14 protein-coding genes are annotated in these 15,697 nt (G+C 65.7%); all 14 read right to left on the bottom strand.

The window, feature by feature from the left end:
• Positions 1-115: 115 nt before the first annotated feature.
• The 14 genes from HS961_RS04325 to dacB all read right to left on the bottom strand — a co-directional run bounded on the left by HS961_RS04325 (position 116) and on the right by dacB (position 15,441).
• On the bottom strand, positions 116-1,390 hold the full coding sequence (locus tag HS961_RS04325) for an acyl-CoA dehydrogenase family protein (protein WP_182326544.1): 1,275 nt from the start codon (positions 1,388-1,390) through the stop codon (positions 116-118).
• Positions 1,387-2,211: a MetQ/NlpA family ABC transporter substrate-binding protein gene (locus HS961_RS04320; protein WP_182328117.1), complete on the bottom strand. Its 825-nt coding sequence runs from the start codon at positions 2,209-2,211 to the stop codon at positions 1,387-1,389. Before HS961_RS04320 ends, HS961_RS04325 begins: the two co-directional genes overlap by 4 nt.
• Before the next feature lie 32 nt (positions 2,212-2,243).
• Positions 2,244-3,050 (bottom strand): MetQ/NlpA family ABC transporter substrate-binding protein, encoded by an 807-nt coding sequence (locus tag HS961_RS04315; RefSeq protein WP_182326543.1) that lies wholly within the window; start codon positions 3,048-3,050, stop codon positions 2,244-2,246.
• A gap of 27 nt (positions 3,051-3,077) precedes the next feature.
• Positions 3,078-4,436: an LLM class flavin-dependent oxidoreductase gene (locus tag HS961_RS04310; protein WP_182326542.1), complete on the bottom strand. Its 1,359-nt coding sequence runs from the start codon at positions 4,434-4,436 to the stop codon at positions 3,078-3,080.
• A gap of 36 nt (positions 4,437-4,472) precedes the next feature.
• The gene (locus HS961_RS04305; protein ID WP_182326541.1) at positions 4,473-5,336 is read right to left on the bottom strand and encodes a MetQ/NlpA family ABC transporter substrate-binding protein; all 864 of its coding nucleotides are present in this window, start codon (positions 5,334-5,336) and stop codon (positions 4,473-4,475) included.
• Positions 5,337-5,355: 19 nt separating this feature from the next.
• A complete protein-coding gene (locus tag HS961_RS04300) occupies positions 5,356-6,798 on the bottom strand; it encodes an LLM class flavin-dependent oxidoreductase (protein WP_182326540.1) in 1,443 nt (480 codons plus the stop codon).
• Positions 6,798-8,054 (bottom strand): SfnB family sulfur acquisition oxidoreductase, encoded by a 1,257-nt coding sequence (locus tag HS961_RS04295; RefSeq protein ID WP_182326539.1) that lies wholly within the window; start codon positions 8,052-8,054, stop codon positions 6,798-6,800. Before HS961_RS04295 ends, HS961_RS04300 begins: the two co-directional genes overlap by 1 nt.
• 71 nt (positions 8,055-8,125) lie before the next feature.
• On the bottom strand, positions 8,126-9,388 hold the full coding sequence (locus HS961_RS04290; RefSeq protein WP_182326538.1) for an SfnB family sulfur acquisition oxidoreductase: 1,263 nt from the start codon (positions 9,386-9,388) through the stop codon (positions 8,126-8,128).
• A gap of 89 nt (positions 9,389-9,477) precedes the next feature.
• Positions 9,478-10,140, bottom strand: a complete 663-nt coding sequence (locus tag HS961_RS04285) for a methionine ABC transporter permease (protein ID WP_182326537.1) — start codon at positions 10,138-10,140, stop codon at positions 9,478-9,480.
• Positions 10,130-11,320 carry a methionine ABC transporter ATP-binding protein gene (locus tag HS961_RS04280; protein ID WP_182326536.1) on the bottom strand — a complete coding sequence of 397 codons (1,191 nt, stop codon included), beginning with the start codon at positions 11,318-11,320 and terminating at the stop codon, positions 10,130-10,132. Before HS961_RS04280 ends, HS961_RS04285 begins: the two co-directional genes overlap by 11 nt.
• Positions 11,321-11,344: 24 nt before the next feature.
• The gene (locus tag HS961_RS04275) at positions 11,345-12,163 is read right to left on the bottom strand and encodes a MetQ/NlpA family ABC transporter substrate-binding protein (protein ID WP_182326535.1); all 819 of its coding nucleotides are present in this window, start codon (positions 12,161-12,163) and stop codon (positions 11,345-11,347) included.
• Positions 12,164-12,199: 36 nt separating this feature from the next.
• Positions 12,200-13,012: a MetQ/NlpA family ABC transporter substrate-binding protein gene (locus tag HS961_RS04270; RefSeq protein WP_182326534.1), complete on the bottom strand. Its 813-nt coding sequence runs from the start codon at positions 13,010-13,012 to the stop codon at positions 12,200-12,202.
• Positions 13,013-13,246: 234 nt separating this feature from the next.
• Entirely contained in the window at positions 13,247-13,879 is a 633-nt protein-coding gene (locus tag HS961_RS04265; protein ID WP_182326533.1) for an ankyrin repeat domain-containing protein, read from the bottom strand.
• 113 nt (positions 13,880-13,992) lie between these two features.
• Positions 13,993-15,441, bottom strand: coding sequence for a D-alanyl-D-alanine carboxypeptidase/D-alanyl-D-alanine-endopeptidase (gene dacB, locus HS961_RS04260; protein WP_182328116.1), 1,449 nt, complete (start codon positions 15,439-15,441; stop codon positions 13,993-13,995).
• Between the last annotated feature and the right edge of the window lie 256 nt (positions 15,442-15,697).

The following is a 15,697-nucleotide window of genomic DNA, read 5'->3' as shown; positions in this document are numbered from 1 at the left end:
AGTCGTTCACACGCAGGGGGCCAGGGCCCGGCCTATCCGGGTCGCTGCCTCCAGCGTCAAGACAACCATTACAACCACTGCGCCGCCGCAGGCCAAGGAATGAAATCTCATGTTCTTATGCGTTTTTTGCTGCGTGGCCCACCTGCCAGAAGTAGACCGGCTCCGCGCCGTTGAGCAGCATGTCGCCCACCGACTTGGCCTTGTAGATGACGGGGTTGTGCGAGGCCAGGGTGCGGGCATTGCGCCAGTGGCGGTCCAGCCGCAGGCCCTCGGCCAACGCGCTCGATCCGCCCACATCGAACATGCGGGTCGCCGCCTGCAGCACCGCATCCACCACCGCCACCTGGGCCTGGGCGGCACGCAGCTCCAGCGCATCGAGCTGGGCCTTGTCGGCGCGCGCCTGGCCCGCCTCGGCACTGCGCAGGATGGGGCCCAGCGCCTGCGCCACATCGCGCACCACCAACTCGCTCATATAGGCGGTGCTGGCAAGCTGGCCCACGATCTGCTGCACCAGCGGATCGTCCTTGGGCAAGGCCGCTGCGCCGTGGCTGAAGACGCGGCGGCGCGCCTGCACATAGGCCAGGGTGTCGCGGCTAAGCGCGCGGGCGATACCCGCCAGGCTCGCCAGGTGGAACAGCTGCGCAAAAGCCACGATGGGCGAAGGCTCGCCGGAGCGGAACTGCAGCACCGCATGCGCCGGCACCTGCACATCGCGCAGCACCGTGGTGCCCGATCCGGTCAACCGCTGGCCAAAACCGCGCCAGTCATCGAGCCGCTCCACACCGGCCGCATCCCCCGCTACCAGCGCATGCACCGTCTGGTCGGGCTGGCCCGGCACCACCGCGCGCGCCAGCACGCTGATCCAGTCGGCATACAAGCTGCCGGTGCTGTAGAACTTCTGGCCATTCAGCCGCCATTGGCCAGGCGCCATATCGTCGGGCACCAAGCTGGTCTGCAGGCTGCCCACGGCCCCCTCGCCCACCTCGGTGGTGGCATTGCCAAAGGTGGCGCCTTGGGCCACCAAGGGCAGCCAGTGGCGCTGCGCCTCCGGCGTGCCTTGGTAAAGCACGCGGTCGACAAACAGAAAATGCGGCCGCAGGATCTGGGTCAGGTTGGGGTCCGCCTCGGCCAGGTCCACCAACAAGGCCACCAACTGCTCCAACGATGCGCCACTGCCGCCCAGGCTTTGGGGCAGGCGCAAGGCGGTAAAGCCGCTCTCGCGCAGCCATTGCAGCGGCGCATGGGCCAAGCTGCGGCTGTGCTCGCGCTCGGCGGCACCCTCGGCAATGCGCGCAAACACCGGCGCAAAGCGCTTCCGTAGATCGGCCAGGCTCGGGTCGTTTGCCTCGGCGGCCTCAGTCACCGTCCGTATCAGCGTGGCCTCGGTCATGGCGTGGCCTTGGCGGTGTTCTTCCAAGGCAGCGAATAGAGCTTGGCGTCATCGGCGAACGAGGCGCTGATCTGCTTGGCAACAGCCGGCGATGCTTGGTAGAGCTGCACAAACTGCGCAATGCGCGGGTCCTGCTTGCGATCGCTGCGGGCCACAAAGCGGATGGCGTAGTACAGGTCATCGACGGTGGAATACAGCAGCGCGCGGCTGGCCAGCTCGCGCTGGCCGGCGTTGACCAGATGGGCCGGATAGCCCTGGGCCAACGCCACATCGTCGATCGCCCGCACCAGCTGCGGGCCCTCCACCTCCAGCAGTTTGAGCTTGCGCGGGTTGGCGACGATATCGTTCACGCTGGCCTTGGCGCCCACGCCGGGGCGCAGGGTGATGAGCCCGGCCGTTTGCAGCAGCAACAGGCCCCGGGCCTGGTTGACGGGGTCATTGGCCACCCCGACGGAGGCGCCGGCGGGGATATCGGCCAGCGCTGCATGCTTCTTCGAATACAGGCCGATATTGGGCAGCAGGCCCACTCCCACGCTTTCGATCTTGTAGCCCCGGTCGCGGATCGCATTGTCCAAAAAGGCCTGGTGCTGGAAGTAGTTGATATCGATATCGCCCGCATCCAGCGCGGTGTTGGGCGTGGTCCAGTCGGTGAACTCGATCACCTGCACATCGAGCCCCGCCTGGCGGGCCTCCTTGGCAGCGACCTGGACCGAATCTGCCAGCGAGCCGGGCGTGACCCCGATCTTCAGCGGAGCGGCCACGGCGGTAGCCATAACGGCACCGGCGCCCAGCGCCAGCAGGTATTTTTTCAGCGCAAACATCGTCATCGTCTTTCCTTCAGTGGGTGGCTGGCTTACTTCAGCCAGGGCAGGCTGTAGAAGCGGCTTTCATTGGCGTACGTGGCATGGATCTGCTGGCGTACCGCCGGGGATTGCTGGTAGATATCGATAAATTTGCGCACCCGCGCATCCTTCACGTTGTCGGCCCGGGTGACAAAGTGGATGGCCCAGAAGGCATCCGATCCCACGCTGTAGTACAGGCCCTGGCGAGCGGTCTCCAGCTGGCCCGCCTGCAGCAGGCCACCCAGGCTCACGACGGTGATGTCCGCATCATCCAGCGCCCGCGCCAACTGGGGCCCAGCCACCTCGATGAACTTGAGCTTCTTGGGGTTGCTGGCAATGTCGTCGATCTGGGCCAGCTGCGGCGCATTGGCGCGCAGGGTCACCAGGCCCGCATCGCGCAAGGTGGCAATGGCACGCGCCTGGTTCGAGGTGTCATTGGCCAGCGCCACACTGGCGCCCGTGGGCAGACTGTCCAAGCTCTTGTAGCGCTTGGAGAAGATGCCGATATTGCCCCGCGAGCCCACGGCCACGGCGCGCAGGTCCTGGCGGTTTTCGCGGTTGAAGGTGTCGAGAAAAGCCTGGTGCTGGTAGTAGTTCAGGTCCAGATCGCCATTGACCAAAGCGGTATTGGGCAAGGTCCAGTCGGTGAACTCAACGATCTGCACCTCCAGGCCCTGGGCCTTGGCCTCGCGCGCTGCAATCTGGGCCGAATCGGCGAGCGACCCAGGCGTGACGCCGATGCGCAGTGGCTGGGCCTGGGCGGTACCCAGGGTGGCAAACGACAGCAGCAGGGCTGTCAGAGAGGGGAACAACTTCATGGTGACTTTCAAAATTCTTGGAGGGACTTATCGGCGCTGCTGCGCGCCAGGGTGGTTGGCGGGCAGACCATCGCCACGGCCAAACAGCTTGTGGCGCAGGCTGCCCTCTTCGTAGCGCGTGCGGTAGCGGCCCCGGTTCTGCAGCTCGGGCACGGCCAGGCTGGCAAAGTCCTCCCAGGTCTCGGGCACGACGATGCGGGTGAGATTGAAGCCATCGATCTCGCCGACATCGATCCAGCGCTCCAGCGCATCGGCTACCTGCTGCGGGTCGCCGACGATGGTGTTGTAGCGGCTGCCCAGGCTGAACTGCTCAAGCAGCTTGCGCCGCGTGGTCAGGCCCTGCTGCTGGGCGGCCTGCACGGCCGACTGGATGGCATTGCCCTGGCCGTAGACGATGGGCTCGTCCAGGTCGTACTGCGCAAAGTCCACGCCAGTGCTGGCTGCAAAATGCGCCAGGCCGCCTTCGGCACTGGCATAGGCCAGGTAGTCGGCGTATTTCTCTTCGGCTTCGGCCTGGGTGGGCGCCACCACCACGGCTGCGCCCACATAGATCTTGATGTCATCGGGCCTGCGCCCGGCGGCCACGGCAGCGGCACGCAGCTTGCGCGAGGCATCCCTTGCGGCCTCCGGCGTGCGCGCACCGATAAAAATGCCCTCGGCATGCTGGCCGGCAAACTGCAGCCCCCTCTGCGAGGTGCCGGCCTGGAACAGCAGCGGCGTGCGCTGCGGCGATGGCGCGCTCATATGGATGGCATTGGCGCGGTAGAAGGGGCCGTCATGCACCACAGGGTGCACCTTGTCCGGCAAGGTGTGGATGCGGCGTGCCTTGTCGGCGATCACGGCGCCGTCCTCCCAGCTGCCTTCCCAGAACTTGTAGGCCAGCGCCAGAAAGTCGTCGGCGCGGTCGTAGCGGCTGTCATGGTCGGCCAAGCCGTCCTGGCCCAGGCCCCGTGCGCCGCTGTCCACATAGCCGGTGACGATGTTCCAGCCAATGCGGCCATTGCTCAGCTGGTCCAGGGTGCTGACATCGCGGGCAAAGGTGTAGGGCTGGTGCGCATTGACGGTAGCCGTCAGGCCAAAGCCCAGATGCTCGGTCACCGCCGCCATCGCCGATACCAGCAGCCAGGGGTTGTTCACCGGCAGCTGGATGGCCTCGCGCAGGGTCAGGTCCACCCCACGTTGGTAGACGTCGTAGTAGCCCACCACGTCGGCGATGAAGAGGCCGTCAAACAGGCCACGCTCCAACAGTTTGGCGATGTCGGTCCAGTACTTGAGCGTGTGGTACTGGGTGGACTGGTCGCGCGGGTGCGTCCACAGCCCGTGGTGGATATGTCCCACGCAGTTCATGTTGAACGCGTTGACATGCATGTATTTCTTGTCAGTCATAACCGGTGTCGTTAATCGCTGGGAGCAGCGTGGAAATCACCACGAAGGGAGGACCACGCCGTTGAAGGCCTGCTGGATATAGCTGCGCACCTCGTCGGTGCGGTAGGCCGCCACCAGCTGCGGCACCCAGGGCGCATCGCGGTTTTTCTCCTGCACCGCAATCAGGCAGACATAGGGGCTGTCGCCGCCCTCAACCAGCAGCGAGTCCTTCGTGGGATTGAGCCCCGCCTTGTAGGCGTAGTCGGCATTGATGGCGGCCAGCTCCACATCGTCCATCGCGCGCACCAGCATGGGGGATTCCAGCTCCACAAAGCGCAGCTTGCGCGGGTTGTCGGTGATGTCTTGGGTCGAGGCAAACACGCCCTTGATCGGGTCGATGCCGGGCTTGAGCTTGATGAGGCCACCCTTCTCCAACAGCAGCAGCACACGCCCGCCATTGGCCGGGTCATTGGGCAGCGCAATCTGCGCACCCACGGGCACATCGGCCAGCCGCTTGTAGCGCTTGGAGAACAGCGCAATCGGCCCCACCCAGGTGCGGCCAAACCCCACCAGCTTGTAGCCACGCGCACGGATCGCCGCCTGCAAAAACGGGCCGTGCTGGAAGCTATTGGCATCCAGGTCGCCTGCATCCAGCGCGGCATTGGGCATCACATAGTCGCTGAAAGACACGATCTCGATCTTGAGGCCGTAGTCGCGCTCGGCGACCTTTTTGACCGCCTCGAACACCTGCTCATGCGGGCCCGAGGTGACCCCCACTTTCAGCACCTTGGTCGTCACCGGTACCGCTGCCTGGGCCGTGCTGCGCCAGGCCCCCGTGGCCAGTGCGGCGCCTGCTGCCAGCGACGAGGACAGAAAACGCCGGCGTTGGCCTGGCAGCGGAGAAGATGGATTCTGGGACATAGGAGTTCCTGGGGAGCGATCAAGCCAATGCCTGGGCGTGTTGGGTAGAGAGAGATGGCGATGCCTGGGCACCACCACCTTGGGCGGGCTGGCGAAACTGCTGCGCATAGTGGTGGGCTGGCAGGCGGTCCCCCAGGCCAAACAGCTTGTGACGCATGGTTCCGGGCGCATAGGCGCTCTTGTGCAGGCCCCGCGACTGCAGCTCGGGGACGACCAGGTCGATAAAGTCGCCAAAGCATTCGGGCACGACGGTGCGGGCGAGGTTGAAGCCATCGACACCGGCCTCCTCGACCCAGGACTGCATCTCGTCGGCAATCTGCTGGGCATCGCCCACGACGGTGGCATAGCGCCCGCCCAGCGCCAGCTCATCGAGCAGATCGCCCAAGCGGTAGTCCTCACGGCCATTGGCCAGGCGCTTGATCGAGTTCTCGATGCCATTGCTGCGGTGCTGCTGCAGCAATGGCGTGTCGCGCTCGTAGGTGGAAAAATCAATGCCGGCCGTGGCAGACAAATGCGCCAGCGCAGCCTCGGGGCTGGCATAGCGGCAGTACTCTTCGTACTTCTCTTGGGCCTGGCGCGTGGTGGCGCCCACCACGGGGGTCATGCCCACCAGCACCTTGATATCGCCCGGCTGGCGGCCGGCACGCACCGCCTCTGCACGCAACTGGCGCACCAGCGCAGCGGTGGAGGCCTTGTCCTGCACAGCCATAAACACGCATTCGGCATGGCGCGCAGCAAACTGCAGGCCCCGGCCGGAGCTGCCTGCCTGCAGCAGCACAGGCGTGCGCTGCGGCGATGGCTCGCTCAGGTGGTAACCATCGACCTGAAAGTGCGGGCCGCTGTGCTGCACACGCCGCACCTGCTGCGGGTCGGCATAGATACGTGCTGCCCGGTCGCGCAGCACGGCGCTGTCGCTCCAGCTGCCTTCCCAGAGCTGGTAAAGCACGTCCATGAACTCATCGGCGCGGTCATAGCGCGCATCGTGCGCCAGCTGTTGGGGCTGGCCCATGGCGCGCGCGGCGGAGTCCAGGTAGCCGGTGACGATGTTCCAGCCAATGCGCCCCTGCGTCAGGTGGTCCAAGGTAGAAAAGCGCCGCGCCAGCAGATAGGGCTGCTCATAGCTCAGGTTGACCGTCACGCCAAAGCCCAGGTGCTCGGTCACCGCCGCCATCGCGGGCACCACCAGGGTCGGGTCGTTGATGGGCAGCTGCACCGATTCGCGCAGGGTCACATCGACCGACTGCTGGTAGGTGTCATAGGCGCCGATGATGTCGGCGATAAAGAGGCCGTCAAACAGGCCGCGCTCCAGCTCCTTGGCCAGGCGGGTCCAGTAGTCCAGCCGGTGGTAGTGGCTCGATTGGTCGCGCGGATGCGTCCACAGCCCATGGTTGATATGGCCAACGCTGGCCATATTGAAGGCATTGAGGATGATGGGCGCCCGCGCGCTGTGGGGTGCCGCCATCACAGTGCTCCGTGGCGCGGGGGCAGCACGCCGCTCAGCGCATAGTTGCCGATGGCATGGTATTTCCAGCGCACGGGGTCATGCAAGGTATGGGTGCGCACATTGCGCCAGTAGCTGTCAAAGCCATGCTCGGCAAAGGTGGCCGAAGTGCCGCCCAGCTCCAGCAGCTTGTTGGCGGCCAGCAAGCCGGCCGTATGCGCCAAGGTACGTGCCTGCGCCACAGCGACCGAGGCCGCAGCCACCGTATGCGCCGTGGGCTCCTGCTGCGCAGCATCCACCAGGCTGCCCGCGCGCCGCAGCAGCGCACGCGCGGCAAACAGGCGCAGCTCCACATTGCCCAGTGCCTGCAGGGTCAAGGGGTCGTCGCTGGCCTGCGCCACACCGGCATCGACCCAGGCGCGCGACTGGTTGCGCACAAAGGGCAAGGTGGCGCGCAAGGCGCCCTCGCCAATGCCCAGGTCGATGGCGGCATGGATGATCTGCGCAAACGGGCCGATGGTGCTGGGGCTGTCAAAGCTCGATTGGAAAGGCACGATCCAGGCCTCGTCGATGGCGACGTTCTCCAGCAGCACCGAGCCGCTGCCGGTGACCCGCTGGCCCATGCCGTCCCAGTCGTCGATCACCGTCACGCCTGGCGCCGTGCGCGGCACAAACACCATCACGCTGACGGGATCCTGGGCCGCATCGATGACCTGCATGGCCTGCACCGGAATCCAGTGCGCAAAGATGGCGCCGGTGCAGTAGAACTTGCGGCCGTTGAGCACCCAACCCGCGTCACCCCGCTCCAGCCGCGAGCGGCGGCGGTAGTCGCGGTGGCCAATCTCGGACAGTGCATTGCCAAAGCGTTCGCCCGCCTGCACCCGTTCGTAGAAAAAGCGCTGCTGCGCCGCGCTGCCGCCCACGCGCAGCACCTCCAGCGCATAGAAATGGTTTTGCGGAATATGACCCAGCGATCCATCAGCTGCCGCCACAGTGGCGATCAGCTGCGCCACCGTCCAGGCGCTGGCCTGCAGGCCGCCGTAGGCGCGCGGTACGGTGATTGCCCAAAGGCCGCTGTCGCTGTAGGCCTCGATTTCTGCCCAGGGCAGGCGGCGCTCACGGTCGCGCAGCACCGCATCGCCGGCCCAGGTATCGGCCAGCTGTTGGGCGGATTGCAAGGCGGCCTGCTCGCTGGCAAACACGGGCGGGCGCTGGCGCGGTGCGGGGGCGGGTGCTACCGGGTTGGCAGCGGCAATCACAGGGGGAGAGGTGGTCATGGTGGTGCTCAGGGGCGCGGCAGCGGCATCGTGCTGGCAGGCCCTTCAAAGTCGTTGTGCGGTGCTGCGGCTCAGTTCCACTGGTGGCGGCGCGGTGCGCGGCCATTGAGCAGGTAGTTGCCCAGCAGGTGGTATTTCCAGCGCACCGGGTCGTGCAAGGTATGCACGCGGGCATTGCGCCAAAAGCGGTCCAGGTTGTAGCCGGCGCGGGCCGATGAGGTACCGCCCAGCTCCAGCAGGCGCTCGCTGGCGTTCAGCGCGGCCTCGGTGGTCAAGATCTTGGCGCGCGCCACGGCAACCGATGCCTGGGCGCTGCTCTCGTCAGTGATGGGTTGTGCAGCCAGCGCATCGAGCTGCTGCGCGGCATCCAGCAGCACCTCGCGGGCGGCATCCAGCTCCACCTGCAGTTGGCCAAACTCCTGGATGATGTAGGGGTCCTGCCAGGCATGCTCGACACCCGAGTGCACCCAGGCACGGGTCTTGTCGCGCACAAACTGGCGCGCCTCGTCAAACGCGCCCTGGGCAATGCCCATGTCGATGGCGGCCTGCAGAATCTGCGACACCGGGCCGGACAGGGTTGGACGGTCTTTCATGTCATGCAGCGCAATCACATCGCGCGGCTCGACCTCCACATCCTTCAGCACCACACCACCGCTGGCGGTGGTCTTCTGGCCAAAGGCATTCCAGTTGTCGATGATCTGCAGACCCGGCGCCGTGCGCCGCACCCAGACCTGCACGGGGCGCTGGGCCTCGTCCTCGGCGCGGAAGGGCACCCAGTGGGCGAACAACGAGCCGGTGGAGTAGTAACGCGTGCCGTTGACCAGCAGCCGGCCATCGGCCGTCTGGCGCAGGTGGGCGGTGGCATCGCTCAGCTGGGCGGCGCGGCCCTTGCGCTCGGGCCCGGCATTGCCCAGGCGGTGGCCGCTCAGCACATCGGCAAACCAGCGGCTTTGCTGCTCGGGGCTCGCGGTATCGCGCAGGTTTTGCACCAGCGCAAAGTGGTTCTGCGGAATCTGGCCCAGCGAGGCATCGGCCGCGCTGATGCTGGCAAACACCTGCACCACGGTGTGCCAGCTGGCCTGCAGGCCACCATGGCTGCGCGGCACGGTGATGCCGCCCAGGCCACTGGCGGTGTAGCGCTCGATCTCATCCCAGGGCAACAGGCGTTCGCTGTCGCGCCGGGCGGCACCACCGCGAAAGCTCTCGGCCAGCGCGGTGGCCACTTGCAAGGCCTCGGCCTCGCTGCGGATCTGCGCGGGCTGGCTGGGCGGCAAAGGCAGGCGGGTTGGGGAATCGGCGGGCAACGCTGCGCCCTGGGCAACCGCTGAAGTCATTCGGTGCTTTCTGAAGGGGTTCGGAGAGAGAAAGGCCAGAGACATGCTCTGGCCTGCAGACCACGGCACGGCGCCGTGGTGGGCCGCTTTCAGCGGCTGCGCAGCCAGTGCCCCACGCGGTCGCCGGCGGTCTGCACGATGGTGACCAAGGCAATCAGCACCGCAATCACGATCAGCATCACCTGGGTGTCAAAGCGCTGGTAGCCGTAGCGGATCGCCAGGTCGCCCAGGCCGCCGGCCCCCACCGCGCCGGCCATGGCCGACGAGCTGATCAGCGCCACCAGGGTGATGGTGAAGCCGCCGATGATGCCGGGCAGGGCCTCGGGCAGGTAGACATGGCGCACGATGTCCCACTTCTTGCAGCCAATCGCCTGTGCCGCCTCAATCAGGCCGGGATCAACCTCCCGCAGGCTCACCTCGGCAATCCGGGCAAAGAACGGCGTGGCACTGATGGCCAGCGGCACAATCGCCGCCCAGACGCCAATCGTGGTGCCGGTCACCAGCCGGGTGAACGGAATCAACGCGACCAGCAGCACGATAAAGGGCGTGGCCCGGAAGCCGTTGACGACGCTGCCGACGATGCGGTTGGTGCGCGGCGATTCCAGAAAGCCACCGGGGGCGGTCACGATCAGCAAAATGGCCAGCGGAATGCCCGCCAGCAGCGCGATACCGGCAGAGGCGGACACCATGGTGAAGGTGTCCAGCAGCGCCTTGCCGTAACGGTCGATGGAGATAGTCAGCTCAAACGGCATAGCCCAGTACCCTGATTTCATGTGCGATGGAGGCGGTGCCCTGCGTCAGCGGGGCCCAGTCGTTGCGGGCGGCGGCACCATCGATGGCGATGATGAGCTGGCCCTGGGCATGGCCCTGGATGCGGTCCACACCGCCGTGCAGCAGGCGCACCTTGGCGCCCAGTGCCTCGGCGATGCGCTGAAAATCTGGCTCCAGCCCGTCATGCCCGCTGTAGCCCAGCTGCAGCACCTGCTCATAGCGGCCGGTGCTGGGCGCTTGCGGCTGCAAACGCTGCTGCAGGTCATCGGGCACGCCATGGCGCAGCGGTGCCAGCAGGGCCTGGGTAGCGGCGTGGCGCGGGTTGCCAAACACCTGCCAAACGTCACCCAGCTCGGCAATCTCGCCCTTCTCCAGCACCAGCACCTGGTCGGCAATCTCGCGGATCACGCTCATCTCATGGGTGATCAGGATCACCGTGATGCCCAGGCGGCGGTTGATGTCGCGCAGCAAGGCCAGGATGGCCTGCGTGGTTTCCGGGTCCAGCGCCGAAGTGGCCTCGTCGCAAAGCAGAATCTCGGGCCGGGTGGCCAGCGCACGGGCAATGCCGACGCGCTGCTTTTGCCCGCCGGAGAGGCGGCTGGGGTAGGTCTTGTGCTTGTCCTGCAGTCCCACCAGGTCGAGCAGCTCATTCACCCGCTGCTGGATCTGCGCAGCCGGTACACCGGCCACCTTGAGCGGCAGGGCCACGTTCTCAAACACCGTCTTGGCCGACAGCAGGTTGAAGTGCTGGAAGATCATGCCGACGCGGCGGCGCAGTTGCACCAGACCGGCTTCATCCAGGGTGCCGATGTCCACACCATCGACCAGCACCTGGCCGCTGCTGGGCGCTTCCAGCCGGTTGATGGTGCGCAGCAGGCTGGACTTGCCCGCGCCACTGCGGCCGATGATGCCGAAGATGCTGCCGGCGGCAATGTCCAGCGTGATGTTCTGCAGCGCAGGCACCTCGCCCGCCGACGAGCGGTAGACCTTGCCCAGATCGCGGAACACCACAGTGCCCAGCGGCGCAGCCGGGGCCAGGCCCTGGCTGCCTGCGGTGGCCGATGCGGGCACGCTCAGCCGCGCACTGCGGCCTTCTGCCGCGGGCTCGGCCTCGGCGCGGAACTGCCTGCGCAATACATTGGATACGGCTGAAAGGGCCATGTGCTTCTCCTGCGGTCGCTGCCCTTACCAGGGCAAGGTGTAGAGCTTGGGGTCGTTGTTGAACTGCTGGCTGATCGCCTGCTTGACGGCCGCAGAGTTCTGGAACACCTGCACAAATTTGCGCAGCTTGGGGTCGTCGGCGCGGCTGGTCTGTGCGACAAAACCCATCGCATAGAAGCGATCCGCAATGCCCGAATAGGCCAGGGCCTTGCTGGCCTGTTCCTTCTTGCCAGCGCTGACAAAGTAGCTCGGCCACAGCACAGCCAGGTCCACATCGGGCAGCGAGCGGATCAGCTGCGGGCCTTCGACTTCGTAGAAGCGCAGCTGCTTGGGGTTGTCGGTAATGTCAGCCACCGTGGCGCCAGGTGCATCACCGGTGCGCAGGCGGATCAGGCCAGCCTTTTGCAGCAGTGCCAGGCCCCGGCCCTGGTTGACCGGGTCACTCGCAATCGCCACCTTGGCCTTGGCCGGCACATCGGCCAGCGACTGATGGCGCTCGGAATAGATGCCGATGTTCTGCAGCAGGCCCAGACCCACGAACTTGAGCTGGTAGCCGCGCTCCTTGATGACATTGTTCAAAAAGGCCTGGTGCTGGAAGAAGTTCAGGTCCACATCGCCGTTGTTAACCGCCTCGTTGGGCACCGTCCAGTCGGTGAACTCGACCAGCTCCACATCCAGCCCCTGGCTCTTGGCATCTGCTACCACGGCCTTGATGGCATCGGACGTCGCCCCCGGTGTGGAGGCGATGCGGATCTTGTCCGCCGCCTGTGCCAGTTGCCACCCTCCCAGCATGGCCGCCGCTGCAATCGCAGCCACCACGCGTCTGTTGATCTTGCTCGTCATTTTTTTCTCGCTTGCTTTTCTTGTGGAATAAGGCGCTTACTTCTTCAGCCAGGCCAGCGTGTAGAGCCGGTCGTCATTGCTGAAAGACTTTTTGCTGACCGTGCGCACGGTCTCGGAGTTTTGGTAGATGCGGATGAACTTCTGCACCACCGGGTCGTTGACCCGGTCCTTCTTCACCACAAACTGGATCGCGAACTGCTGGTCCTCGATGCCCGAATACGCCAGGCCACTCGATGGATCAAAGGCCTTGGCCGCAACGATGAAGTGCGGGTAGCCCTGGGCGATGTCCACATCGCCGGTGATGCGCACCAGCTGCGGCCCTTCGACCTCGACAAAGCGCAGCGACTTGGGGTTGCTGGCGATGTCGTTGATGGATCCCAGGTAGCCCACGCCCGGCTTGAGCGTGATCAGCCCCACCTTTTGCAGCAACAACAGCCCCCGACCCTGGTTGACCGGGTCACTGGCAATACCCACCTTGCCGTTGTTGGGCACATCGGCCACGTTCTTGTGCTTGAGCGAATAGAGGCCCACATTGGCCAGAATGCCGGTGCCGGCACTGGCCAGCGCATAGCCGTTTTTCTTCACCGCGTTGTCCAGAAACGGCTGGTGCTGGAAGTAGTTGATATCGATATCGCCGTTGTTGACCGCGACGTTCGGCGTGGTCCAGTCGGTGAACTCGATCACCTCCACATCAATGCCCTGGGCCTTCGCATCCTTGGCAGCCGCATTGATGGAATCGGCATAGGCACCCGGCACAACAGCGATCTTGAGCTTGTCTGCCGCCATAGCCGGCAGCACGGCCACAGCAATGGCAGCGGAGATCAGCACACGCTTGAAACTCTGAAACATGGGACGTCTTTCTGGAGGTAAAGACTGCGCCATCACATGGCGGCAGCAGCAACGAAGCCTCCATTGGAGCTTTCGGGCTGGCTTTGCACCACGAAGAATTTCAAATATGGATATGAGAAGTCTGTGCTGGCAGCCGCTGGGACAGATGTGGCAGAGAACGGCTCAATCAGTGCGGAACATCCGCTTTACCAGAATGCAGCCGCTTGCGCTTGCAGCTCTGTTCAGTGAAAGGACTCAGGCCAGCCGAGGCTGCCGCAACTGCTGCATGCGGTAGATCAGCGCCTGCGGCAGGCGCCGCGCCACGGCGATATCGACGGCATCGCGGCCCTTGAAGTCGGCTACCGAGACGTCAGCGCCGGCGTCGAGCAGCAGCTCCAGGGTTTTGAGCCGACCCAGGCGGGCGGCATAAAAGACGGGGGTTTCACCGTGCTCGCGCAGGTTGAGCAGCGGTTGGGCCTGCAGCAGCGCGCGGCACATGGCTTCGTCATCGCGCCACACTGCGGCCCACAGCGAGTAGCTGGCATTGGCGCCGTGCGAAAGCAGCAGTTCCACCAGCGGCAGGTTCTCGCCACGGGACACGGCAAACCACAGCGCGGTGGCGCGGAAGTCGCCATTGCAGGCGCCCATTGCCACTTCAGCCTCTAGCGGCGCGCCTGCAGCCAGCAAGGTGGCTACGGTTTCCAGGCCGTTCGTGTCGGGTGATTGGGAGTTTTGCGGGGATACGCCGCAGGCCACCTGCAGGGCGGTGCGCCCCTTGCTGTCTACTGCCTGGGCCCACTGCGGCGCCTGAGCCAGCCATTGGGCCAGCAAGCCTGCATCCCAGCTCTTGGCTGCTGCAAACAATGACGTCTTCGAGGGCAGGCTCATGCAGGACTCCTTGTGTCTTGTGAACACGTTCCGTCGTGCAATGTACACCGAAGCCGCTCCAAACCAACCTTGGCGGCATGCAGGTTTCTACTGATCCGCCGTCGGCCAGCGTGTTATTGCGCGGCCACCCAGTCAATCAGTGCATCCCAGGCGGGGCGCGCCTGGGGAGCGTTGTCGCTGTTGGCCATCGCCACCACCACCCAGCGGCGCCCGTCGCGGCCATTGACATAGCCGGCAATGGCCGAGGCATCGCGCAGGGTGCCGGTTTTTAGGTGGGCGCCACCGGTGTGGGCGCTCTTGCTGTTTTTCATGGTGCCGTCCACGCCGACGATGGGCATCGAGGCCATCAGCTCGGGCATGACATTGGAGTTCCAGGCGACGGACAGCATCTTGGCCAGCGAGCCGGCGGTGATGCGGGCATCGCGCGACAGGCCGGCCCCGTTGTCGATCGTGGGCGCCACCATGCCGGGCACGCGCTCGCTCCACCACTGCGCGACCGCCTGGCGCCCGCCTTCAAAGGTGCCCACACCGGCGCGCTGCTTGCCCAGGGTCAGAAAGACCTGCTGGGTCATCACGTTGTTGCTGTACTTGTTGATGTCTCGCACTACCTCGCCCAGGGTGGGGGAGCTGAAGCTCATCAAGGGCTGCACGCCATCAGGCGTGGTGCCCATGCGCACCTGGCCGGTGACTTTGCCACCCAGCTCGCGCCACATGCCTTCAAACACGCGGGGCGCAAAGCGGTCGGGGGCGGCGGGCGCCACCGCCCAGCTGTTCTCGCCGCAGGCAGCCGGGTAGCCACCCAAAAACTGGATCTGGGTGGGGTCTGCCATCTGCGCCTTCAAGGCGCCACGCCAGTCGCCGCAGGCATTGCCCTTGGTTTTGAGCAGGGGCACAGAGCTGGGCAGGCGCAGGTGCGCAATGGCTGGCTCGTAGGCGATACGGGCCACGCCGGCGGCCGCATCGGGGATAAAGCGCATGGTCAGCGACTTGTAGTTGAGCAGCAGCGCATCGGGCACGGCGTTGTAGGGCCGGTAGGGCTCATTGTCAAAGCGGGCCGGGTCGATGGGCGGCAGCGCAAAGGCCGAACTGTCCAGCACCACATCGCCAACGATGACCTGGATGCCCTGGCCCAGCAAGCGGCGCTGCAGCAGCCACAGCCGCTCCATCACCAGCTTGGGATCGCCCGAGCCCTGTACATAGAGGTTGCCGTTGAGGGCGCCCTGGGCGATCTGGCCGTCGGTGGAGATACGCGTGTCCCAGGTATAGGCGGTGCCCAGCATTTCCAGCGCGGCATAGGTGGTCACCAGCTTCATCACCGATGCCGGGTTGCGGCCCACATCGCTGTGTACATCGAGCAAGGGGCGCTGCGCGCCGCTGACATCCATCACGACCACGGACACCGCATCGGGTGAAACTTTGCCACGCTGCAGGGCAGCTTCCACCTCAGCGGGCAGGCGGCTGGCGGGCCAGGCGCTGGCCGGGGACACCGAGGCCACCGGGGCTGCCAGCGGTGCAACGCTGGCGGCAGGCGCCTGGGGCGCGGTGGCCACCGGCTGGGCCATGCGAATGGGGATCGGGGCCGGTGCCGAGGCCGCCGCAGGGGCTGCTGGCGTCTGTGCGCAGGCGACCTGGCTGAGCGCAATCGCTACCGGAAGCAGCCAGCGGGCGCTGCCGCCAGACAGCCAAGGGTTGGGCCGCGCCGGGGACGGAGAAAGGGGCGCCATGGGGGAAATCTGTTGCATGGGCAGCAGTCTAGCGGCTATGCCCAAGCCCGGCATGCAGCCTTGGCTTTGCCCCGATAATGGCAGGTTGCGGCCC

Origin of the sequence: Comamonas piscis (assembly GCF_014109725.1) — a bacterium.
Lineage (GTDB): Bacteria > Pseudomonadota > Gammaproteobacteria > Burkholderiales > Burkholderiaceae_C > Comamonas > Comamonas piscis.
The sequence above is the reverse complement of the archived record's forward strand: the minus strand, read 5'-3'. Positions and strand labels throughout refer to the sequence as shown.